Here is a 21,965-nt window from a genome sequence, read left to right as displayed (position 1 = left end):
CTATTCAATTACAACAGAACGAAATTATAAACAATTGTTTATTAATGTATTTGCAGATAAAAAGTATGCAAAAAATATGAAGTTTTAAAGTTTGTTATAGTCTTGGTTTCAAACTTTGACAAAGTTTGCTGCGAATTACATTATTCATTTATCAAAGATTGGTGATTAAGATTGTGTTCCTTCGACTTCGCTCAGCCTGACAAGATTGTCTAAGAATTGGAATTTGGAATTTATTTTGTGAAGATTCCTATTGGTTTGGAATTTTAAAATTCGGAATTTCCTTTTTCTAAATCGGAATATTAAAAGTAATTCTCGTTCCTTCGCCAGGAATAGAATTAATAAATACGCGACCGTTTACGTATTGAATTCGCTCTTTCATAAACAATAATCCCATTCCGGATTCGCTGTTGCGTTTTTTGTCTACGGCGTGAATGTCAAAGCCTTTTCCGTTGTCGTCTACGATAATGCTTAACAAAGTATTACTGTGCGAAAGCTGGACGATTATATGCGATGATTCGGCATATTTTATGGCATTATTGATGGCTTCCTGCGTTAGTCGGTAAATGTTGATTTCGATTAGAGAATCTAAACGCTGATTAAAGTCGGTTTTGTTGTAAAACAGAATTTCTTTTCCGGTTAGTTTAGAAAGTTCCTGGGTAAGTTTTGCCAAAGAGGAAACGATGCCGTGATCGCTCAGTTCCGGAGGCATCAGGTTGAAAGTGGCGGTACGAACGCCTTTTATAATATCGAGTGATAGTTTCTTTAGGTATTCTATTTTTTGAGCTGATTTCTCTTTGTCGTCGAGATTGATACTTTCGAGACTAAATTTTAATCCGGTAAGCATTTGTCCAATTCCGTCGTGAATTTCTTTTGCGATTCGGTTTTGTTCGTTTTCCTGATTTTCAACAATTTTACTCGAAATAATCTTTTGCTGATTGATTTTTTCAGTACTGTTTTCGATATTCAGGCGTTCGACTTCGCGTTGTGCTTTTTTACGCTCGGTAATATTGAAACAGATTATTAAAAGTTCTGATTCTTCTTTTTTGATCGTTACGGGAACCATGGATAAATCAAGCCAAAAAGTCTGCGCTTCTTTATTGATTATTTTAATTTCGCCTTGCCAGCCACTTCTGTGTTTTTCAAAGATGATTCGGTCAATATTAAGTTGTTCTTTCTCATCGGTTGTTAGTACTTCAGAGAATTTTTTATCAGAGGAGAATCGGGTGTAATTTAAGAGTTTGGCAAATTTTTCTCCAATATGAATGATCGAACCATCTGGCGCAATACGGCAATACAGCAACGTATTTTCCATGGCGTAATTCAGCGACTTTAATTCTTTTACTGAGTTTTCTTTTATTTCGCTAATGATTTCAGTGTCGTAAGCGAGTTTTAAAGCTTTCTTTTCAGACGATAAAAGTTTGGCAATCAGTTTTTCTATTTTTTTGTTGGTAGGTTTGAAGATGAAGAAAAACTCCATTAGTAAAACGAAAAGTGTAAAGGCAAAAATCCAATATTCTATTTTGCGTTGTTCTGTAACTTTTTCGTGCGCTTCGAGATCGTACTGACTTACAATTCGATTCATTTTTGAAAGGAAAACGCCTTCGTTTTTCAGGATGGTCTGAACCAGTGTTTGATTCTGGGCTAAGTTGCTTTTTTGTTTTAAGTTTAATAGAAAAGAATCGGTTGATTGACTGATAGTACTGAAAACCGGATTGATTTCGGCATACAATTTATTGAGAGTTTCGCTTTTTTCTCTGGGAAAAGCCAAACTGTCGTTGCCATTTTCAAGCGCGTTTTGAGTGGTTTTCCAGAGTTCGAGAACATCTTTTAAATGCGAAATCTGTTTTTGGGAAACGGTGTCTGAAACATAATTTAAAATCAAAACCTCTTTTACAATTTTCTGGCTCAGCATTCGCTGTTTGCCTGAAATATTGATAATTTTAGAATCGCTTAATTGTTGTTTTAAATTGTACTGAACGAGGATCTGACTTAGAATGACGGTTATAGCAATAGTCCAGAGTGCAAAAAAATACCAACGGCGTAAATTTTTGAAATTGATTTTATCTGCAGCTTCCTGATTGCTTTTTTTCATTCGAAGTGAATATTTGTCTTTTATCTTAAAATGAAATTTGTTTTAAATGTATTCCATCTATCAGATTACAATCCTAAAGAGGCTTTTATTAAGTTGAGATTTTCTTGAGAATAATTAATTTTTAAGGCTTCCTGATGTCCTTTTTCAGACATTTTATCCCAGGTTTTTTTAATGATGTTTTTTAGTTTTTCATCGTCGTGTTTGTGCACAAACGGATCCAGATAATATTCTAAAAATACCAGACAAATAATATCTTCGAGCAATTGTGTTTCGGCATCTTTTTTCAATAATTTCTTTTCGATTAAAAAAGAAACACGATCGATAAAATCCTGATTGTATCCTGCTTTTTCTAAAATTTCGGCAGTAGTTTTAGCATGAAATTTTTTCAGGTCTTCTCGCCATCTTAAATAGCCCACACGATCCATTGGGTAGGATTCGCGCGCGACTTTCCATCGGCAAATGTGTTGTGCTTTTGAGGCAATCTGAATTTGCTCCGAAGCTTCGGGTTCAAACTGCATCAGTCTTTCGTACATTCTGTTCGAATATAATAATTCCTTTGGGTATTCGGTATTTTGATCGATTTCGATATTAGGATCCTGTGCGTTTTCAGCATCAATCCACTCGCTTGCTTTTTGAAAAGGTGTAGTCATTGTTGGTAAGATAATAGATTTCAAAGATACATAATTAACTAATAAAGCTTAATTTTTAAACACATAGAAACATAGGTTTTTGGCTTTTTAGAAAAAAGAAAATTGGAAAGAAACTGGTTTCTAACACATAGCTATGTTTGTTAATGCAAGTGAAACGCCTTCTTAGGGTTTCTAAAAGCTATGTTCCTATGTGTTTAAATTGTTTTAGAGCAGAAATTTATTAATCCACAAAACCAACAAATACTTCATCTTCAATAACTTTAATTGGATAAGTTGCAATTTTAAAATCATCGCCGTTTAGGTTAGAACCATCAACCAGCGAAAAAGTCTTCTTGTGCATTGGGCAGGCAATTTTTGGGATATCATCTGTAGAACCTGTCATTCCTCTTGCGAGAACCATTTCCATTTTATGCGGACAGGCGTTTTGGCAAGCGTACCATTGGTTGCGGCGTGCGAAATTGAAAATGGCAATTTGTTTGTTTTTGTATTTGATGCAGCCGCCACGATTGGTAGGGAAATCTTCTACTTTTCCGGCTTTGAACCAAATTGTTGCATCGTTTGGATGAACTGTTTCGTATTGATTTAAGATTTCTTCCATTTTGATAAGTTTTGTGTTCCTGTTCTTATCCCTCTTTTTACAATCAAGAGAGTTTGATGGCGCAGTAAAAAAGAGGGTAAGAGGACAGCAAACGTTTTTGTGATATTTTTTTCTTTTTTTTGGAGCTGAATTGTTTAATTAAAAATTGAGAATTAAAAATTAAAAATCTTTGAAAGCTATGTGTGTTTAAATTAAGTGAAATGCCTTTTTTATTCACTCTTAAAAGCTATGTCTCTATGTGTTTAAATAATTATGTATAAAGCTTTATGTCCATGCTTTTGGCGCTTTTTGATCTCTTAACGGGACAAAAACAACATTGTCATCTTTCTCTTCAGAGTTTACAAAGTGATTGAAACGTTTTAATAATCTTGGTTTTTCTAATACTTGTTTCCATTCGCATTCAAAAGTATTTACCAGAGTCTGCATTTCGGCTTCAAGGGTTTCGCAGATTCCTAAACTGTCTTCGATGATTACTTCTTTTAAATATTCTAAACCTCCATCTAGTTTATCCAACCAGGTTGCAGTTCTAATTAGCGGACCGGCAGTACGGATGTAATACATTAAAAAACGATCGAGATATTTAATAACAGTTTCTTTATCAATTTTTTCAGCCAATAAAACGGCGTGTTTTGGGTTGGCACCGCCATTTCCTGCGATGTATAAATTCCAGCCGCCTTCAACAGCGATTAATCCGAAATCTTTTCCCCGGGCTTCGGCGCATTCGCGAATACAGGCCGAAACGCCACCTTTTAGTTTGTGCGGAGAACGAATTCCTTTGTATCTGTTTTCGAGTTCGATGGCAAATCCGGCGCTGTCATCCATTCCGTAACGACACCAGGCATTTCCAACGCAGCTTTTTACGGCGCGAAGCGATTTTCCGTAAGCGTGACCACTTTCGAAACCATTATCGATTAAGATTTTCCAGATTTTTGGCAAGTCACTCAAATGCGCTCCAAATAAATCGACACGTTGCGCTCCGGTAATTTTAGTATATAAATCAAATTGTTTGGCTACTTCGCCAATTACAATTAATTTTTCGGCAGTAATTTCACCTCCAGCAACTCTTGGAACAACAGAATAAGTTCCGTTACGTTGAATATTGGCTAGAAATCTGTCGTTTGTATCTTGAGTTGTTACGTGTTTATTGGCAGTATCATTATAAATACTGGAGAAAATAGAAGCTACGACAGGTTTACAAACTTCGCAACCATCGCCTTTGCCATGATGATCGATTACTTCATAAAAATTCTCGTATTTATTGATTTTAACCAAATCGTATAATTCCTGACGTGTGTAGCTAAAGTGTTCACAAATAACATCTTTGACTTCTTTACCAAGTGATTTTTGAATGGCTTTTACCAAATCAGAAACCATTGGTTTACAGCCTCCACAACCCGAAGTTGCTTTGGTATGTTTGACAACATCCGAAAAGTTAGAACAGGTTTCGTCTAAAAGTGAACAGCAAATAGCACCTTTGGTAACATTTTCGCAAGAACAAATTACTGCAGTATCAGGTAAATCCAGAACGCTACCTAAACTAGAACCTTCAGAACCATCGCGAGAACCTAAAATTAAATCTTCAGGATTTTTTGGCAGTGCCATGGCATTACTAAAAATTTGAAAAAGAGAATTGTAATCGCTGGAATCTCCAACTAAAATCCCGCCCAATAAGGTTTTAGAATCTTTGGTCACGTTGATTCTTTTGTAAATTCCGCTTAATTTATTTTCATAAATAATGGCAGTTACATCATTATTTTCTACGAAAGGATCACCAAAACTCGCTACTTCAACACCAATTAATTTTAATTGAGTCGACATATCGATGGTTTCTCTCATGGTTTTAGAACCATTTAAGATTTGCTCAGCGGCAACATCGGCCATTTCGTAACCCGGAGCAACAAGTCCGTAAATGTTTTGGTTATAAAGTGCTACTTCGCCAATTGCAAAAATCGAAGGATCTGATGTCTGCATTTGATTGTTTACCACAACGCCGCCTCGTAAACCCACTTCAAGTCCTGAAACTCTAGCCAGTTCATCACGAGGTTTTATTCCGGCAGAAATAACCAACATGTCAACTTTTAACAATTCGTTTTCTGCAAACATCATTCCCGTTATACATGTTTCTCCGTCAATATATTGTGTTGCTTTGTTTAGGTGAATGCCAATATTTAATTCTTCGATTTTAGATTGCAGCATATCGCTTGCACCTTTGTCTAATTGTCTTGGCATCAAACGGGGAGCAAATTCTACAACATGCGGATTTAAGCCTAAATCACGAACGGCTTTCGCAGCTTCAAGTCCTAATAATCCTCCGCCTAAAACCGCAGCTTCTGTTGCCCCTTTTTGCTTTATTTTTTTGGCGTAAGCCATAATTGCATCCAGATCTTCGATAGTTCTGTAAACAAAAACACCTTCTTTTTCGACGCCGTCAATAGGAGGAACGAATGCCGAAGATCCTGTTGCCAAAACTAAGTAATCGTACGTATGAGTTTTTTCTAAATGGGTGTGTATTGTTTTTTCTGAGCGATTAATATCTGTAATTAATTCAGAAGTGTTTAGAGTAATATTATTTTCTAAGTACCATTCGGTTGTTGAGAGTGATAAATCGTCTGCAGTTTTTCCTCCAAAGTATTCACTTAAGTGAACACGATCGTAGGCACGTCGTGGTTCTTCACCAAAAACGGTTATCTGATACTTTTCCTGTCCTGATTTTGCAATGAATTTTTCGCAAAATTTATAACCAACCATGCCGTTTCCAACTACTATTACTCTTATCATGATTTCTTTAATTAAGTATTACTACGCAAATATAAGTATTTATACGTATTGAAATACGTAATATTTTTATTTTTTATAATTAAAAGTGGATTGTTTATTACGTATTTTATCGTAATCTTTTACGTAGCGCGGGTTTTGAAAGAATTCAGGAAGTTATAGTTTTATAAATTTGAAAAGATTCTAAATAAGCATTTCAAAAAAATGTTGTAAATTCATAAGAATTTTATATATGTTTTATTTAAATAGAATATTCTTAACATAAAGTCTATGAAAAAATCACTTTCGTTTTTGCTATTACTTTTATTAATAGTAGGTTGTAAATCTACAACAGGCAAAACTTCAGATACAAAAAGCACTACTTCTGAATATGGAACTCAGGAAGATCAAATGAAATATTACTTTACTGGAACCGGAAACGAACCTTTTTGGGGTATAAAAATGGGAACTGAGAATATTGAGTTCACCTCTTTAATTTCCGGAAAAGAAAAACTTACTTTCCCTGCAACCGAAGTCATAAAAGCAATGGATGCTAATATAAAAATGTATAAAGTAACTAATGAAACATCAACTGCGACAATTACGATTCAGCAATTAGAATGTCAAAATTCGATGTCGGGCGCAATTTCTCCTTATAAAGTTTCAGTTGAAATTAAAAATAACAGCGAACTTACTGATACAAAATTAAGCGGATGCGGAAATTATAATACTGATTATCGTCTGCACGATATTTGGGTGCTCGAAGAATTAAACGGATTCAAGGTTTTTATAACCGATTTTCAAAAGGAATTACCAAGAATTGAAATCAATTCGTCAGAAAATAAATTTATGGGTTACGGAGGCTGTAATGCGATTAGTGGCAGTATTTTTTATGAAAAAGATTTACTCCGATTTTCTAAGGTAGTGGCTACGATGATGGCTTGTGCGCCGGGAAATAAAGAAGATCAATTTACAAAAGCGCTGCAAAGTACGACTACGTATTCTATTGGAGATAATAGATTAACGCTTTCTAATCCGTCTGGAAAACTTTTGGTGTTTAGAAAAGTAGATTAATTTTGGATATAAATATGTCTTTCAAAAAAAAAGTTAAGTGAGAAGATTTTAGTTAAAAATAAAAAGGCTTCACTATTATTAGTGAAGCCTTTTTACTATAGTTTTGTGTGAATTCTGTACATAGTTTTTGCTTCGTTCCTTGCAATGAACATTACAAAAAAAAAAATCCGTGCAAATCTGCGTTTTCGCGTTAGCGAATCCGTTTAATCCGCGTGCCATTTCGCATTGTTATTCCAATTCTTTAAGATCTTCTTTATCCTCTTCAATAAAATCTAATTCTAAAGCTCTCACGGTCTGAACCGCATTTCCGGCAATACCACGAATAGAACCGTACATTCCTAATGTATTATGAACCACTTTTTCAATTTGTTTTTCGCGTTGTTTCCAGATACGCTGCATCGCTCTTTTTTCGGCATCAAGATCGCCTTGCATTTGCGTAAAGCCTTCTACAATTCCTTCAATCTGTAAACGGAATTCGTTACTGGTTAAGAAATCATACAACATCGACATTTTATCGCCTTTGTTTTCCTGCGCCTGAACAGCCTGACTAATCTGAATTAACGATTGACGTAAAACAGCGCTTAAACCTTTAAATTCTTCATAGGTACAAATCCAGATCCCGTCGCGCATTCCCATTCTGTCCATTCCGGCAGGCATTACTTCGGTCACCAAAACGCCAATATTTGCTCTTTTTGTTCTAATATCATTTTTGAATTTCTCAATCCACGCTGGTTGAAAGGCTTTTGTACGCTTGCTTTCGTAATAAATAGAACCACAATTTTGAAGTTCACGAGTATTTACAATCTGAAGACAATCAGCTCCGTTTGCACCTTTTTTAATTTCATCAATACTATCAAGCGGAAAGTTATTGGCCAGCCATTCTTCAATCGCCAATTCCATCACTTCGCCTTGCAATTGCATAGAACCTTGTTCCTGCTTGCGTTTCATTTCTTCAATCAGCTTTTTTTGATCGTCAGATTGTTTTTGGTATTCTTTTATTTTAAGCTCGTTTTTTTCTTCTTCCTGTTTACGAATTTTGTCACGTTCTAAAACTAAAGTCTCATTCAACTGTTTTTGAGCTTGAGCTTCGATGGCGTCCTTCATCTCCAGTTTTTCACGTTGGAGTTTCGCAATTTCGCCTTCCATTTTATTTAATTCACGAAGTTTTTCTGATTTTTCAGAAAGTTCTTTTTCCATTGCAACCAAACGATCTTTGTTTTCTTCGTCGAGTTTAGTTTTTACTTTTTCGGTTATTTCTTTTTCGGCAACCTTTTTTTCACGTTCTAAACGTTCTGCAAAAAGTTCATTTTCCTGTTTCTTTTTGGCTTCAAATTCGGTTTTTGCTTTTTCGAATTGCTCGTTTTTAAGTTCCAGCTCTTTGGCTTGAGCATTTGCTTTTTGTTGAAATTCTTTACGAATACTATCTTCCAATTGATGTTTTAGAATATCATTTACATCGATTGTAGTTCCGCAATTTGGGCACTGAATTGAAGATTGCTCTGCCATTTTTATTGATTTTATTTAGGTAATGTAATAATCTGCTAAGGTATTTAAAAGTTCGTTCTTTTTAGAAGATTTATCTGTGATAAATTGTAACTTTTTTGTACTAATTGCTTAGTGTTTTGTGTATTTGTTGTGTGCAATTTAATTCCTTTAAGTTTTTATTTTTTACGGATTTCCACAATTTAAATTAATCTCGCAAAGTCACAGAGTCGCAAAGTTTATTTTAAAGTACTGGTTAATCCTGCTGTTTGTTATTTCTAATTCCTCAAAATGACAAGATTGGGGTTACTTTGCGTTTCAAGAGATTAAAATCCCTAGCTACAAAATAAATCATTCCTACGGAATTTTATAAAGAGTTCGGGAGGAACGGATCATATTTTAGGGATGGATTTTAATCTATTCTACACATGCTAAATCGCCAATCTTTGTCGAGTTTCTCGCGAAGATTTCTCCTTCGATGAAATGACATAAAATGAGAAAAAACTTTGCGACTCTGCGACTTTGCGAGATTATTTTTAAACCAAACTTAGCGCGAAACTCTTGTGATTACTTTTTAAAATTCAATAAAAAAGCCACCGCAGATTTCGTGATTTCTGAATCGTCTTCTTTTGAAGTAATCAATGAAACATCAGTATATAAATTAACTTTTTTTAATTCGATAAAACCAATTTCCGGATCTTGATTATTTCTGGCAATATTAGATGGGACAATCGAAATTCCCAAACCGTTTTTGACCAGTTGTACAATTGAGTTAATATTGTTCGATTCGTGAACAACTTTTGGCGTAAAACCATAAAAGGCACAAAGTTCCAGTAAAACTTCATGATAATGCGGCGCGTAATCTTTATTAAAAAACACAAAAGTTTCGTCTTTTAAATTCGGAATATCTTTCTCAGAATTAATTTGGATTAAACTCTTATTGTAAACTACCGAAAATCCGTCCTGAAACCACAATTGCGATTTTATTTTGGGAGATTTTATCGGCGAACGAATAATGCCTAATTCGATTTTTCCTTGTTCTAAAGCATCGATTTGTTTGGTTGTAGAAACTTCAAAAAGCTTGAAACTGACGTACGGAAATTGCTCTTTGAGATGTTTTATTAATTCTGAAATTACAGAAGAATAAATCGAACTGATATAAGCGATTCTAAATTCGCCGGAAACATTCTCTGCTATTTTTTTTGTTTTAATTGTAATGCGTTCCAGATTCTGAAAAAGTGCTTTTACTTCTTTTTCGAAATATTTTCCGGCTTCGGTTAATTCGACTTTTTTATTATTTCTAATGAATAAGCGTGCCTGGATTTCTTCTTCTAATTCGATAATCTGGCGACTCAAAGGCGGTTGAGAAATAAAAAGCTTTTCGGCAGCTTTGGTAAAGTTTAATTCTTCGGCTACAGCCAAAAAATATTTCAAGTGACGTAATTCCATAAATACTTATTAGGTATTAATAATTGACAAAATAAGTATTTTTGAAGTATATATGAAAGAAATACTTTTACTAAAAAAATATATGCCCACAGGTTTTACGGATTAAGCGGGTTTACACGGATATTTTATTTTATTGAAGGGAAAAGGATTTATTGCCACAGATTAAAGGATTAAAAGGATTTTTAATTATGCTTGAAAATAATAATCTGTGTTAATCCTTTAATCTGTGGCAAAAAAAAGATACAGATTATTAAGATTTAAAAAGAAAAAATCCGTGCAAACCAGTTTAATCCGCGTCATCCGTGTGCCATAAAAAAAAACAAAAACTATGAAAAAATCAACTATTACAGAAATCAGAGAGCGTTTTGATAATGATGTCGAAAGATTCTCAAACTTAGAAACCGGACAAGTCGCGACAATCGACGCGACTATTTCTTTGGAATTAATTACAGAAGCTTCTAAAAGGATTGTTCCTAATGCGAAAAACGTTCTGGATATTGGCTGTGGAGCAGGAAATTACACTTTAAAAATGCTTTCGAAAGTTCCGAATTTGAATTGCACTTTAGTCGATTTGAGTTTGCCGATGTTAAACAGGGCTTTTGAAAGAGTATCAGAAGCAACGAATGGAAGTGTAGAAGTGAAGCAAGGTGATATTCGCGAAGTCGATTTGCCTGAGAATCATTTTGATATTATTTTGGCCAGCGCAGTTTTGCACCATTTGAGAGATGATCAGGATTGGGAAACAACTTTTGCTAAGATTTTCAAGTTACTGAAACCCGGAGGATGTTTTATGATTTCAGATTTGATTACGCAGGATACCGAATTGTTGAACGAATATACCTGGCAGCGTTATGGTGATTATTTAGAAGGAATTGGCGGGGCAGAATATCGCCAGAAAGTTTTGGATTATGTAGAAAAAGAAGACACGCCAAGATCTATGAATTACCAATTGGATTTAATGAAAAAAGTGGGTTTTACAAGTGTTGAAATTTTACACAAGAATATGTGTTTTGGTGCTTTTGGCGGAATTAAATAATAGTTTGCCACGAATTTCACGAATTTGCACTAATTTTAAAGCGTCAAGAGTAAATAAATTCGTGTAATTCGTGGCAAAAAAAACTTAAACGATTTCTACAACAATTTTACCAATTGCAGAACCATCGCTTACGGCATTATGTGCTTCTATAGCATTGTCTAAAGTGAATTTTCTTGGGTCAATTAAAGGTTTTAATTTTCCTTCTTCGATTAGTTTTGTGGTTTGTTTTAGAATATCTCCGTGGTGTTTTCTTCCTTCATTTTCATTACCAATCATGGCGCGTAAAACAAAAACACCATGAATACTGGCAGAACGAAGCGAACTTGTTGCTAAAGTATGTGTCCCGAAAGCGTAACAACTCGCAATTTGCCCGTAATGACGAATGGCTTTGAAAGAATTATCAAGTGATTGACCACCAAGTGTATCGTAAATAAGATCAAATCCTTTTCCGTCTGTATATTGATTTACATAATCCTCAACGGGAGTGTTTTTATCAATTGGCGTTGCTCCGAATCCTTTTACAATAGCTGATTTTTGCTCAGAAACGGTTGCATAAACATCGGCACCAACAATTTTAGCAAGCTGAACTACCATATGACCAACTCCGCCAGCTCCGGCATGCACCAAAACTTTGTCGCCTTTTTGTACTTTGGCTCTGTCAATCAAACCTTCCCAAGCGGTAAGCAATACTAACGGAATTGCAGCGGCTTCTTTCATGCTTAGGTTTTTTGGTTTTATGGCCAATAAATCTGCATCGACAGCGGTGTATTCGGCTAAAGTTCCCTGAACTCCTAAAACTCCTCCGGCAAGTCCATAAACTTCATCGCCAACTTTAAAATTAGTAATGCCTTCGCCAATTGCTTCGATAACGCCGGCAAGATCTGTTCCTAAAATAGCTGGTAAAACAGGAGATGCGTAAGGAGAAAGTCCTAATCTGATTTTGTTATCGATAGGGTTTACGCCGCTTGCGTGGATTTTTATTAAAACTTCTCCTTTTTTAGGAGTTGGTTTTGCTGTTTCTGTGGTTACAAAATCAGATTCGTATGTGTTTGTGAAAAGTGCTTTCATTTTTTGAATTATAATATTTGAACCGTTTTGTAAACCTGAATAGGTGATGAAACTAAACTTTCGCTTTTGGCGATAAAATCTAATAAATAGGGTTGATTATTATGAATGTCTAATCCTGGTTGATCCTGCCATTCTTCCCAAATGATAAAAACATTTTCAGAATGATGAAGGTCGTATCGTACACAAGCATCTTCTTTTCTGGTTTCGGTCACCAAATGATTTAGCATGCTTTGTAATTGTTCTTTATTTTCTGGTTTACTTTTGAATAGTGCTGTAATTGAGATCATAATAGTGAAAGTTAAAGGTTAGAAGTTAAAAGTTTTTTCTAAGTGTTTGGTGTAATTTTCTTTAAAGATGTCAATGTTTTCTGCAGTTGCACCTTTTTCAACGTCATGAAAATGGAAGCCGTCTAATTTTTCCATACCTGTAAATTTATTCATTTTATGGAAACCAAACATCGCTCCATCATCTACAGATGTTTCTTCGAAGAATTCTCCCGGAAGTGTAAAGGCTGTTGCAGGTGCATTCCAGCTTGTGGTAAGCATGTATTTACGACCGTGTAATTGTCCGCCGGTTCCGTAATTGATGTCCGGATTTGTTCTGGTTCTTCCGTCGCTTTTGTAGATTCCTTTGTTGTGTCCGGCTGTAAAAACGTCGTCGATGTATTTTTTGAAAAGGTTTGGTAACTGAAACCACCAAACTGGCGTGTGATAAATGATAACATCTGCCCAAACGAATTTTTCGACTTCTTCGTCAAGATCAAAATCTTGTTTGATGTCGGTTGTTTTTATTTCGAATTGTTTGGTGTTGGTTAAGTATTCGATTGTCCAGTCGGTAACGGTTTCGTTGAATTTCCCGCCTGAATGCGCGAAATTTTGACTTCCGTTGATGATAAATATTTTTTTCATTTTTCTTGTTTTCTTATGAATTCGTGAGTGTGAGGGATAGCAGTGGAAATCCTTTTGTGCCGGGGTTCGGCATAAAAGATTGTAACGAATAGCCCGGCCCGCTTTTTCTGCGGGTCACACCCTAATTATTTTTATTGATTGAGTGTAATTTTTTTAAACACATAGAAACATTGGTTTTGAACTGATTTCTCAAACACTGTCCTCACAGTTTGTCATTCCGAGGAACGAGGAATCTTCGCAAGTAACTCCGCATAGTGAATTGCCAATCTTTGTAGAGTTTCTCGCGAAGATTCCTCGTTCCTCGGAATGACAATATTGCGCAAACTATGTTTGTTTAAACAAGTGAAACGCCTTTATGCATTCCTTTTGGCTATGTTTCTATCTGTTTAAAATTTTAAAGAATGCTATTGTTTTACTTTCGCAATAGCCTGATTAATAAAATCTAGTTCTGAAAGTGATAAATCAAAATCCAATGCTTTTGCGTTTGAAATGGCTTGTTCTGCGTTTCTTGCTCCGGCTAAAACGATAGTGATTCCTTTTTGTAAAGTCGTCCAGCGTAAAACCAATTGTGAGATTGAAATGTGTTTTGTATTTGCCAGTGAGCTCAATTCTTCAACTAAAGTTTTTACTTTTTGAAGATCAAACTGACCGAAATATCCGTTTCTGTGGTCGTTGTCTTTTAGTTTGCTATCTGTGAAATATTTCCCGGTTAATAAGCCTCTTTCCATCGGGCTGTAAGCAATGATTCCGATGTTTTCTGCAGTTGTGTACGGTACTAAATCTGTTTCGATACTGCGATTCAACATACTGTACGGAACCTGGTTTGATGCTAATTGTATTGTTTTTTGTGCTTCCTGAATTTGTTCTGCGCTATAATTACTAACTCCTGCTGCTCTGATTTTTCCTTGTTTTATTAAGGTTTCCAAAGCTTCCATAGTTTCGTGAATTGGAGTAGTGGAGTCTGGCCAGTGAATTTGCAATAAGTCGATATAATCGGTTTGAAGGCGTTTTAAGCTATCTTCGACTTCTTTGATAATGTTGGCTTTTGAGGCGTATTTGTAAACCGGAATTTCTTTTCCGTTGTCTTCTGCATCAAAAAAAAATTCTCCTTTTTGGTTGTTGCTTCCGTCCCAAACCAAACCAAATTTGGTTAATAATTGAACTTTTGATCTATTTTGTGTTTTTAATGCTTCTCCAATCATTTCTTCGCTTAAACCGAATCCGTAAAAAGGAGCGGTGTCGATTGTGGTAACACCGTTGTCGATTGAAGCGTGAATAGAATCGATTGAATCTTTCTTTTCGTTTCCGCCCCACATGTTTCCGCCAATAGCAAATGCACCGTATGTAATAGTTGATAATTCAAGTTCAGTGTTACCTAATTTTCTATATTCCATAATATTATATTTTTGATCCTTAAAATTTGTTTGGCAAAATTATACCATTTTTAAGAGTGTTAAGTTGTATATATTTGTCTTTTTTATGTAAATTTGTAGCCGAATTAATAAAGACTATTATGAAAAAAGAAAATTTATACGAGCCGTTTACGGTTTCTTTTGAAACTCTGGATGAATATCCGGATGTTGGAGATCGTCATAATTTCTTTGAACTGGTGTATATTTTAGAGGGTACGGGAAGGCAATGTATCAACAAAAATATTTTTGAATATGATGCCGGTCATATGTTTTTATTGACGCCTGAGGATTGTCATAATTTTACGATTGAAACGGAAACAAAGTTTTTCTTTTTGAGGTTTAATGATATTTATTTGAAGAATTCGAGTTTGCAGAATGAGAATATTCAGCGTTTAGAATATATTCTACAAAATGCGAATCATCAGCCGGGTTGTATTTTAAAGAATCAAGCTGATAAATGTTTGGTAAAAGTGATGGTAGAAGCGATTATTCGCGAACGTCAGGATAAGGATGTTTATAATAAAGAATTGATTCAGCAATTGGTGAACACGCTGATTATTGTGGTTGCGCGAAATATTGCGAAGTATTTACCGGAACAGGTAAATATTGGCTGCGAGGCTAAGGCAATGGATATTTTGCAATACATTCAGAATAATATTTATTATCCGGAAAGGATTAAAGCGGAATCTCTTAGTGAGTATTTTGGTATTTCGAATACATATTTAGGCCGTTATTTTAAGAAACATGCTAATGAAACCATGCAGCAATATATAAGTAATTATAAAACGAAACTGATTGAACATCGTTTGCAGTTTAGCGATAAACGCATTAACGAAATCGCCTATGAATTTGGCTTTACAGATGAAAGTCACTTTAATAAATTCTTTAAGAAACAGAGAGGGAATAGTCCTTCTGAATTTAGGAAAGTGATTCGTGTTAGTGCGTGATGAATTGGCACGCGGATGGCGCGGATTCGCAAGCGAAAACACGGATTGTCGCGGATTTTTTTAGCCACTGATTCCACTGATTAACACAGATTTTAAAATCATTTTTAATCCTATAATCTGTGGCTAAAAAAAAAAAAAAAATTAATTTATTTCTTCTTTGCCGATTATAAAATCGAAATGTTGGTTTTTGCCGGTTTTTAGGTTGTTTATTTCGTTTTTTAGAAACTCTTCTAAAGATTCAGCTACTATGTTTCGTTCCCAGGATTCGTTTTGAAGTTCTATGATTTGGCCGAATTTTCCTTTTTCTGCCGGATCTGTATTGTAGAGTAAGTAATCTCCATTTCGTCCTGTTGCAAACGGAATCCATTTTGGATTTGCGTAATTGTCTGTCTTGATTTTTTCTAAGTCTATTTCTAATTCGGGAAGATCGTCTTCGTCAAATTGTAAATCTTGTATCGAATTCCATTCTTCTGCAATATCTTCAAACGGAATAAGATCATATGTCCAATCTCCTATCAAAAACTGAAAAGCAGAAGTTACGGCATCATATTCTACATTTTGAACTTTGTAAAAATTTTGAAGTGCGGGCGGAATTGTGATTTCATTTTCTAAGGCTGAATGTTGTTCTAATTCTTCTGGAGAAATACCATCTGTAAGATTGTAATAATCATTATCAGTTGCAACGATTTTATTAATTTCGGTAATCCATTCCTGCCATAAGGATTCAAATTGCTTAAATTCAGGATCAATAGGTGTTTTGGCTTTCTTTTCTTTTTCCTGATATGAAGAAATGTCAAGTGCAGTTATTTTACCATCTTCTTTATCAAACCAAACGCTGATTCCGTTAAGGATAAGAGCTCCGGTTTTGTCTCCTTTAAAAAGTTTTACTGATTGATTTTTGTTGGATTCGTAAAATTTAAAAAGTTCTTGTCCGTCAAAAAGAAATTCTCCGTTAAAAGGATTTTTCGAGCAATAATCATATTCATTGCACTTTAGCTCAAGCATTATGTTTTCTGCTTGTATTCCTTCTTTAGAAAATGCTATGATACCAAGATTATCCCAAGTATAAATATGGTTGTATTTTTTCTTTATATAACGATACTCTCCCAAAGCCTTTTTTAAATTATCTATATCAATTGGAAATTGAATATCAACATCGTTGATTGTGAAATCTGTTTTAGATAATGAAATCTTTGTCAAGGTGTTTTCTTTAAGGGTTGCTGAAAAGAATTATATTATTTTTTTAATCACACGTAATTTATGTGTGTGTTTGTTTAATTCAGGATTGTAAATTCCTAAGTGATCTAAACGGTCAATACGGACTTTTCCACTTGCGTGAATGATGTAATTGTTGTCCATAATGATGCCTACGTGAATGATGTTTCCTTCGTCATTGTCAAAAAAGGCTAAATCTCCCGGCTCGCTTTCTTCAATAAAACTTAAAGGTTCTCCTTCAAGCGCTTGCTGTGAGGCATCGCGGTGAATTTTATATCCGTTTAGTTTGTATACCATTTGAGTAAAACCGGAACAGTCGATTCCAAAAGGTGTTTTTCCGCCCCAAAGATAAGGTGCGTTTAAGTACATGAAAGCGGTGTTTATTAAAGCATTTTTAGGTTTTACGCCACTTGTTTTTGTGCCTTCAAATTCGAAATTAGCAGTATTGATTTCGTTATTATTCAAAAAAGATAAGGACGCACCAAGCGGAATTGGTAATAATAAATTTTCGGGTGCGCTGATATAATCAATCAAATCGGCATTCAAAATAATGGCTTCATTGCTTAATTGCTTATAATTTGCTTCTGAAATTACCTGATATTGTTTCGAATCTACCCAGCCTTCATAATCATCAAACTGAATTTTTATTCGGGCCCATTGATTTTGACGTTCTAAAATCTCGATGTGTTCGCCAAACAAAAGTTGTGTGACGATTTCACTTCTGTCACTTGGCTCAGATCGAACGGGTACTATGGCTAGATTGCAAATTCCGAACATTTAGGGTAATTTATTAGTTGAAAATTTGGAGTTGTTTCATTTGCAAACAACTCCAAATTTAATATTATTTAAGCTCTTTCGATAACAATTGCTGATGCACCGCCACCACCATTGCAAATTGCAGCAGCTCCGGTTTTGGCATTGTTTTGTTCTAAAACATTTAGCAAAGTTACGATGATTCTGGCTCCCGAACATCCTAGAGGGTGACCTAATGAAACAGCTCCACCATTTACGTTTACTTTATTGTTATCAAGACCAAGGATTTTTGAATTGGCTAATCCAACAACGGCAAATGCTTCGTTGAATTCGAAATAATCTACATCGCCAATTGCAATTCCTGCTTTGTCTAAGGCTTTTGGTAATGCTTTTGCCGGACTTGTTGTAAACCATTTTGGTTCTTGAGCAGCATCGGCATAACTTTTTATGTAGGCTAAGGGTTTAAGTCCTAACGCGATTGCTTTTTCTTCAGACATTAAAATTAAAGCTGCAGCTCCGTCATTGATTGTCGAGGCATTTGCGGCAGTAACAGTTCCGTCTTTTGTAAAAACAGCTGCTAACGAAGGGATTTTATCCAATTTTACGTTGGTGTATTCTTCATCTTTAGAAACAATAACTGGTTCACCGCGTCTTTGCGGAACTTCTACAGGAACAATTTCGTTGTCGAATTTTCCGGCATCCCAGGCTTTTGCGCTTCTTTCGTAAGACTGAATAGCAAAATTGTCTTGTTCTTCACGGCTAATGTTGTATTCAGATGCACATAAATCAGCGCAAACTCCCATTGCGTTGTTATCGTAAGCATCTGTCAAACCATCTTTTTGCATTCCGTCAAGCATTGTTGCAGGGCCAAATTTAGTTCCGTTACGCATTTGCACGTAATGCGGAATCAAACTCATGTTTTCCATTCCACCGGCAACGACAATTTCGGCATCGCCACAAGCGATAGCCTGAGCAGCAAACATTACTGCTTTCATTCCAGAGGCACAAACTTTGTTTACTGTTGTTGCAGCAACTTCTTCAGAGAGACCTGCGAAAAGTGCAGCCTGGCGTGCTGGAGCTTGTCCAACTCCTGCTTGTACCACATTCCCCATGAATACTTCATCAACTAATTTTGGGTCAAGGTTAATTTTTTGAAGTGCGCCTTTAATAGCGGCAGCACCTAATTTTGGTGCGGGTACGGTAGATAAACCTCCCATGAAACTTCCGATAGGTGTTCTAACGGCAGAAACGATAACAACTCTTTTGTTCATTTTCTGTTAATATTAGTTAATCAAGCAAATTTACTCTTTATTTGAATAAATTCAAATTTTGGTGCAATTCGATTGGATTTTAAATTTAATATGAAATTTTTGTTAATTCTATTTGTTTGATTGTTAAGTGTTTTAAAAAAAAGATTGAAAAAAGATTAAAAAAAGCGCAGAAATACTTGTGAGATATGGAATGTTGTCTTACATTTGCAACCGCAAAACAGAACACGTTTCTTGAGCTTGGAGAGGTGCCAGAGCGGTAATGGAGCAGATTGCTAATCTGTCGACGGGTAACCGTCGCCAGGGTTCGAGTCCCTGTCTCTCCGCTTAATAATTTGCTTATTGAGTATTGAAGAAATTCGATTATCGTGTTCCAATTAAAAATTGGGAAGAGCACAGAAAGAATTTTCGGGGTGTAGCGTAGCCCGGTTATCGCGCCTGCTTTGGGAGCAGGAGGCCGCAGGTTCGAATCCTGCCACCCCGACGAAAACTTTGCCATAAAGTTTTAAAACAAATGGACGCATAGCTCAGCTGGATAGAGCACCTGCCTTCTAAGCAGGCGGTCGAAGGTTCGAATCCTTCTGCGTTCACGAAAAGCCATTCAATCGAGTGGCTTTTTTGTTTTTATTAGCGTGGTTTTAGTTTAGGAAGTTAGTTATATAAAATTCTAACTTTGCCATAAAGTTTTAAAACAAATGGACGCATAGCTCAGCTGGATAGAGCATCCCGATTTCCAATCGGGACGGTCAGAAGGTTAAGTTTTAAAATAAATGGACGCATAGCTCAGCTGGATAGAGCACCTGCCTTCTAAGCAGGCGGTCGAAGGTTCGAATCCTTCTGCGTTCACGTAGAAAGCCACTCATCAATTTGAGTGGCTTTTTTTGTTTATTTTATTTGTTTTCAAAATTGCTGAAAAAAATGTGGCAAAACTGTGGCAAACGGTTTTTGAAATTACTGAAGTTAAGAAATGACGCGGGTTTGCGGCTATAGTTGCAATCCTTCTGGGATCACTGAAACCGATTTTTATAATTGGTTAATACATTGAAACCCGCACTTTACAAGGATGCGGGTTTTTTTATTCTTCTTTTTAGATTCAAAAACACTCATTCTTTCACTAATTTTTATGGCACATTCGTGGCAATTTATTTTGGTAAAAAAAACTGCCACAAAAAAAGGCGTAACAACTTGTTATTCAACATGTAAAGCTCGTTAACGACTTGATTTAGAGATATTATAATTCGACCTTTATTAACTTATTAAATTGTTGAATTATGTTAGAAAGCAGTTTTGGAATTACCTTCTTTTTGAAGAGTTCCGTAAAAAGTACCAATGAAAAATACATTTATCTAAGAATTACTGTAGATGGCGTTCCTAAAGAAACTTCCACAAAAAGAAAGTGGGATCTAAAACGATGGGAGCAAAAGACTGCAAGGGCTACAGGAAATAAGGAAGATGCCAAGACTCTGAATTTGTTTTTAAACTCACTTGAACTTAAAATAAGCCGGTACAGGGACGAACTTTCTGAAAAAGGTGAAACAGTTACCAGTATAAAGCTCATTAATTATGCTTTAGGTAAAACAACAGAAAAAAAATCTACAGTACTGCAGGAATTTCAGCTTCACAATGATCAAATGCTGGCTTTGGTAGAAAAAGAGGAGTATGCTATAGGAACCCATGAGCGTTACAAGATATCAAAAAACCATGTCAGAGAATTTATGCTTTATAAATACGGTGTTGAGGATATGGAATTTAATGAGCTTAATTTTGAATTTGTAAAAGATTATGAGTTCTATCTTAAGACAGTAAAAAATATCAGTAACAACACTGCCCTTAAGTACATTACTAATTTTAAGAAAATCGTCCTTAGTGCCGTTGATAAGGAAATTATTGCATCTGATCCATTTAAACGTTTCAAATCTAAAAAAACGAAAGTTCCTAAAAAGCCTTTGACTAATCATGAATTGGACTCACTGGAAAAACATCATTTTTCTACAGCCCGTCTAAGTGTGGTTAGAGATGTTTTTGTTTTTCAGTGCTACACTGGTCTAGCGTATGTTGATGTTTATAATCTGAAACAGTCTGATTTAAAAGTAGGTATTGATGGTGAAAAATGGATAATGGCAGGGCGGCAGAAAACCGGGAGCCCTATTAATATTCCACTATTGCCTAAAGCGGTTATGATAATGGAGAGATATCGAAATCATCCACTTTGCTTGGAAAGGAATTCAGTATTGCCTGTAAGTTCAAATCAGAAAATGAATGAATATCTTAAAGAAATAGCTGATTTATGTGGTATAACAACTGCTTTAAATACGCATAAGGCGAGAAGGACTTTTGCGAGCACTATAACGCTCAATAATGATGTGCCTATACATGTAGTAAAAGAAATGCTAGGGCACCAGTCTGTCAGCCAGACCGAACAGTATGCAATGACCGAGCAGCTGTCAATAGGTCGCGAGATGCAGGGACTAAAACACAGACTGGCAGATAAGGACGATGTTTCTGGTGAGTTAACTTTACAGACAATTGAGCGAATGGAGAACGAGTTAAATGAAATGAAAAAGAAGCTTGCTTTAATTAAAGCATAATCTAATATGAAGGTGTTTCTATTGAGATCAAGTGTAAAAAGGTGCTAGCAACATTGAATGCGATCTCGTAGATTATTCCAAAGGTTTTTTGTTTTTATAGTGCATAATAGGACGTGAATTGTTCCAATTATTATAGCGCCAGGTATAAGGTTAATAATGACTACATGAAATAATTCAAAGTTTTGATACTGATAAATGTTTGGAATGATAACTATATTCTTGTTTTCATACTTTAATTTTAGAGATAAAAATAATGCTATGGATGAAAAATGCAGTCCGTTGACAAAAAGATGAAGAATATATTCCCAGCGGGGAAGTCCTCCCATAAATTCCCTGCTGTCTTTTTCCATATATGCATCAATGGACATTACTAAAATGTCAAGAAAGACAATGATTATTCCAATTAAAAAGCTGATAGTGCAATCTTGTTTTAAAAATAAGAAATATAAAATTGCAGGAAAGAAGATTGCTCTTATTGTATGGATATAATGTTCTGTTTTACTTTCTGGATGATTGTGCAGTTTGTATTTGAAAATATGAAGATAAAATCCATCATACAATGCTAGAATAGAAAAAAGAATAAGTAAAATTGTGATGATAATAATAGCTGTTTCCATTTATTTTTGAATTTGTTATAAGGCAAAAATAATGGGAGGCTAGAATTTATCATA

Annotated in this window: 18 protein-coding genes and 4 tRNA genes; 8 read left to right on the top strand and 14 right to left on the bottom strand. The window is 35.2% G+C overall.

The window, feature by feature from the left end; genetic code table 11:
• Positions 1-286 precede the first annotated feature (286 nt).
• The 4 genes from LNP81_RS24060 to nirB form a co-directional block, all read right to left on the bottom strand.
• Positions 287-2,092 carry a PAS domain-containing sensor histidine kinase gene (locus LNP81_RS24060; protein WP_230039779.1) on the bottom strand — a complete coding sequence of 602 codons (1,806 nt, stop codon included), beginning with the start codon at positions 2,090-2,092 and terminating at the stop codon, positions 287-289.
• A gap of 65 nt (positions 2,093-2,157) precedes the next feature.
• On the bottom strand, positions 2,158-2,742 hold the full coding sequence (locus tag LNP81_RS24055; RefSeq protein WP_230040951.1) for a DUF4202 domain-containing protein: 585 nt from the start codon (positions 2,740-2,742) through the stop codon (positions 2,158-2,160).
• Positions 2,743-2,962: 220 nt separating this feature from the next.
• Positions 2,963-3,340: a nitrite reductase small subunit NirD gene (nirD, locus tag LNP81_RS24050; protein ID WP_230039778.1), complete on the bottom strand. Its 378-nt coding sequence runs from the start codon at positions 3,338-3,340 to the stop codon at positions 2,963-2,965.
• A 264-nt stretch (positions 3,341-3,604) separates the two neighbouring features.
• Entirely contained in the window at positions 3,605-6,118 is a 2,514-nt protein-coding gene (nirB, locus tag LNP81_RS24045) for a nitrite reductase large subunit NirB (protein WP_230039777.1), read from the bottom strand.
• A gap of 267 nt (positions 6,119-6,385) precedes the next feature.
• Between nirB and LNP81_RS24040 the strand changes: the two genes are divergently transcribed.
• Positions 6,386-7,168 (top strand): META domain-containing protein, encoded by a 783-nt coding sequence (locus tag LNP81_RS24040; RefSeq protein WP_230039776.1) that lies wholly within the window; start codon positions 6,386-6,388, stop codon positions 7,166-7,168.
• 228 nt (positions 7,169-7,396) lie between these two features.
• On the opposite strand, the gene LNP81_RS24035 is transcribed toward LNP81_RS24040, so the two are convergent.
• On the bottom strand, positions 7,397-8,674 hold the full coding sequence (locus tag LNP81_RS24035; protein ID WP_230039775.1) for a DUF2130 domain-containing protein: 1,278 nt from the start codon (positions 8,672-8,674) through the stop codon (positions 7,397-7,399).
• Positions 8,675-9,217: 543 nt separating this feature from the next.
• Positions 9,218-10,099, bottom strand: a complete 882-nt coding sequence (locus LNP81_RS24030; RefSeq protein WP_230039774.1) for a LysR family transcriptional regulator — start codon at positions 10,097-10,099, stop codon at positions 9,218-9,220.
• A 328-nt stretch (positions 10,100-10,427) separates the two neighbouring features.
• Here LNP81_RS24030 and LNP81_RS24025 point away from each other — a divergent pair, with 328 nt between their 5' ends.
• The gene (locus LNP81_RS24025) at positions 10,428-11,135 is read left to right on the top strand and encodes a class I SAM-dependent methyltransferase (RefSeq protein ID WP_230039772.1); all 708 of its coding nucleotides are present in this window, start codon (positions 10,428-10,430) and stop codon (positions 11,133-11,135) included.
• 84 nt (positions 11,136-11,219) lie between these two features.
• On the opposite strand, the gene LNP81_RS24020 is transcribed toward LNP81_RS24025, so the two are convergent.
• The 4 genes from LNP81_RS24020 to LNP81_RS24005 all read right to left on the bottom strand — a co-directional run bounded on the left by LNP81_RS24020 (position 11,220) and on the right by LNP81_RS24005 (position 14,505).
• Complete coding sequence (locus LNP81_RS24020) at positions 11,220-12,203, bottom strand: zinc-dependent alcohol dehydrogenase family protein (protein ID WP_230039771.1); 984 nt, start codon at positions 12,201-12,203, stop codon at positions 11,220-11,222.
• Positions 12,204-12,211: 8 nt separating this feature from the next.
• On the bottom strand, positions 12,212-12,490 hold the full coding sequence (locus LNP81_RS24015) for a putative quinol monooxygenase (RefSeq protein ID WP_230039768.1): 279 nt from the start codon (positions 12,488-12,490) through the stop codon (positions 12,212-12,214).
• Between the two features lie 18 nt (positions 12,491-12,508).
• Positions 12,509-13,111, bottom strand: a complete 603-nt coding sequence (locus LNP81_RS24010; protein WP_230039766.1) for an NAD(P)H-dependent oxidoreductase — start codon at positions 13,109-13,111, stop codon at positions 12,509-12,511.
• 404 nt (positions 13,112-13,515) lie between these two features.
• Positions 13,516-14,505 carry an aldo/keto reductase gene (locus tag LNP81_RS24005; protein WP_230039764.1) on the bottom strand — a complete coding sequence of 330 codons (990 nt, stop codon included), beginning with the start codon at positions 14,503-14,505 and terminating at the stop codon, positions 13,516-13,518.
• A 119-nt stretch (positions 14,506-14,624) separates the two neighbouring features.
• Here LNP81_RS24005 and LNP81_RS24000 point away from each other — a divergent pair, with 119 nt between their 5' ends.
• On the top strand, positions 14,625-15,470 hold the full coding sequence (locus LNP81_RS24000; RefSeq protein WP_230039761.1) for an AraC family transcriptional regulator: 846 nt from the start codon (positions 14,625-14,627) through the stop codon (positions 15,468-15,470).
• Between the two features lie 141 nt (positions 15,471-15,611).
• Here LNP81_RS24000 and LNP81_RS23995 read toward each other — a convergent pair whose 3' ends face one another.
• The 3 genes from LNP81_RS23995 to LNP81_RS23985 all read right to left on the bottom strand — a co-directional run bounded on the left by LNP81_RS23995 (position 15,612) and on the right by LNP81_RS23985 (position 18,709).
• Positions 15,612-16,670 (bottom strand): SMI1/KNR4 family protein, encoded by a 1,059-nt coding sequence (locus LNP81_RS23995; protein WP_230039759.1) that lies wholly within the window; start codon positions 16,668-16,670, stop codon positions 15,612-15,614.
• A 30-nt stretch (positions 16,671-16,700) separates the two neighbouring features.
• On the bottom strand, positions 16,701-17,462 hold the full coding sequence (locus LNP81_RS23990) for a C40 family peptidase (RefSeq protein WP_230039758.1): 762 nt from the start codon (positions 17,460-17,462) through the stop codon (positions 16,701-16,703).
• Between the two features lie 68 nt (positions 17,463-17,530).
• A complete protein-coding gene (locus LNP81_RS23985; protein WP_230039757.1) occupies positions 17,531-18,709 on the bottom strand; it encodes an acetyl-CoA C-acyltransferase in 1,179 nt (392 codons plus the stop codon).
• Positions 18,710-18,948: 239 nt separating this feature from the next.
• Between LNP81_RS23985 and LNP81_RS23980 the strand changes: the two genes are divergently transcribed.
• From LNP81_RS23980 to LNP81_RS23960, 5 genes are all read left to right on the top strand, one after another.
• Positions 18,949-19,032: transfer RNA gene (locus tag LNP81_RS23980), tRNA-Ser, on the top strand.
• A gap of 83 nt (positions 19,033-19,115) precedes the next feature.
• Positions 19,116-19,190: transfer RNA gene (locus LNP81_RS23975), tRNA-Pro, on the top strand.
• Positions 19,191-19,222: 32 nt separating this feature from the next.
• Positions 19,223-19,296: transfer RNA gene (locus tag LNP81_RS23970), tRNA-Arg, on the top strand.
• 182 nt (positions 19,297-19,478) lie between these two features.
• Positions 19,479-19,552: transfer RNA gene (locus LNP81_RS23965), tRNA-Arg, on the top strand.
• A gap of 425 nt (positions 19,553-19,977) precedes the next feature.
• Complete coding sequence (locus tag LNP81_RS23960; RefSeq protein ID WP_230039756.1) at positions 19,978-21,294, top strand: site-specific integrase; 1,317 nt, start codon at positions 19,978-19,980, stop codon at positions 21,292-21,294.
• 44 nt (positions 21,295-21,338) lie between these two features.
• Here the strand turns inward: LNP81_RS23960 and LNP81_RS23955 are convergent, their stop codons facing one another.
• Positions 21,339-21,911, bottom strand: coding sequence for a hypothetical protein (locus tag LNP81_RS23955; RefSeq protein WP_230039755.1), 573 nt, complete (start codon positions 21,909-21,911; stop codon positions 21,339-21,341).
• Positions 21,912-21,965 lie beyond the last annotated feature (54 nt).

It is taken from the genome of Flavobacterium piscisymbiosum (assembly GCF_020905295.1).
In the GTDB taxonomy this organism is placed as follows: domain Bacteria; phylum Bacteroidota; class Bacteroidia; order Flavobacteriales; family Flavobacteriaceae; genus Flavobacterium; species Flavobacterium piscisymbiosum.
This window is presented reverse-complemented; position numbering and strand designations above follow the sequence as displayed.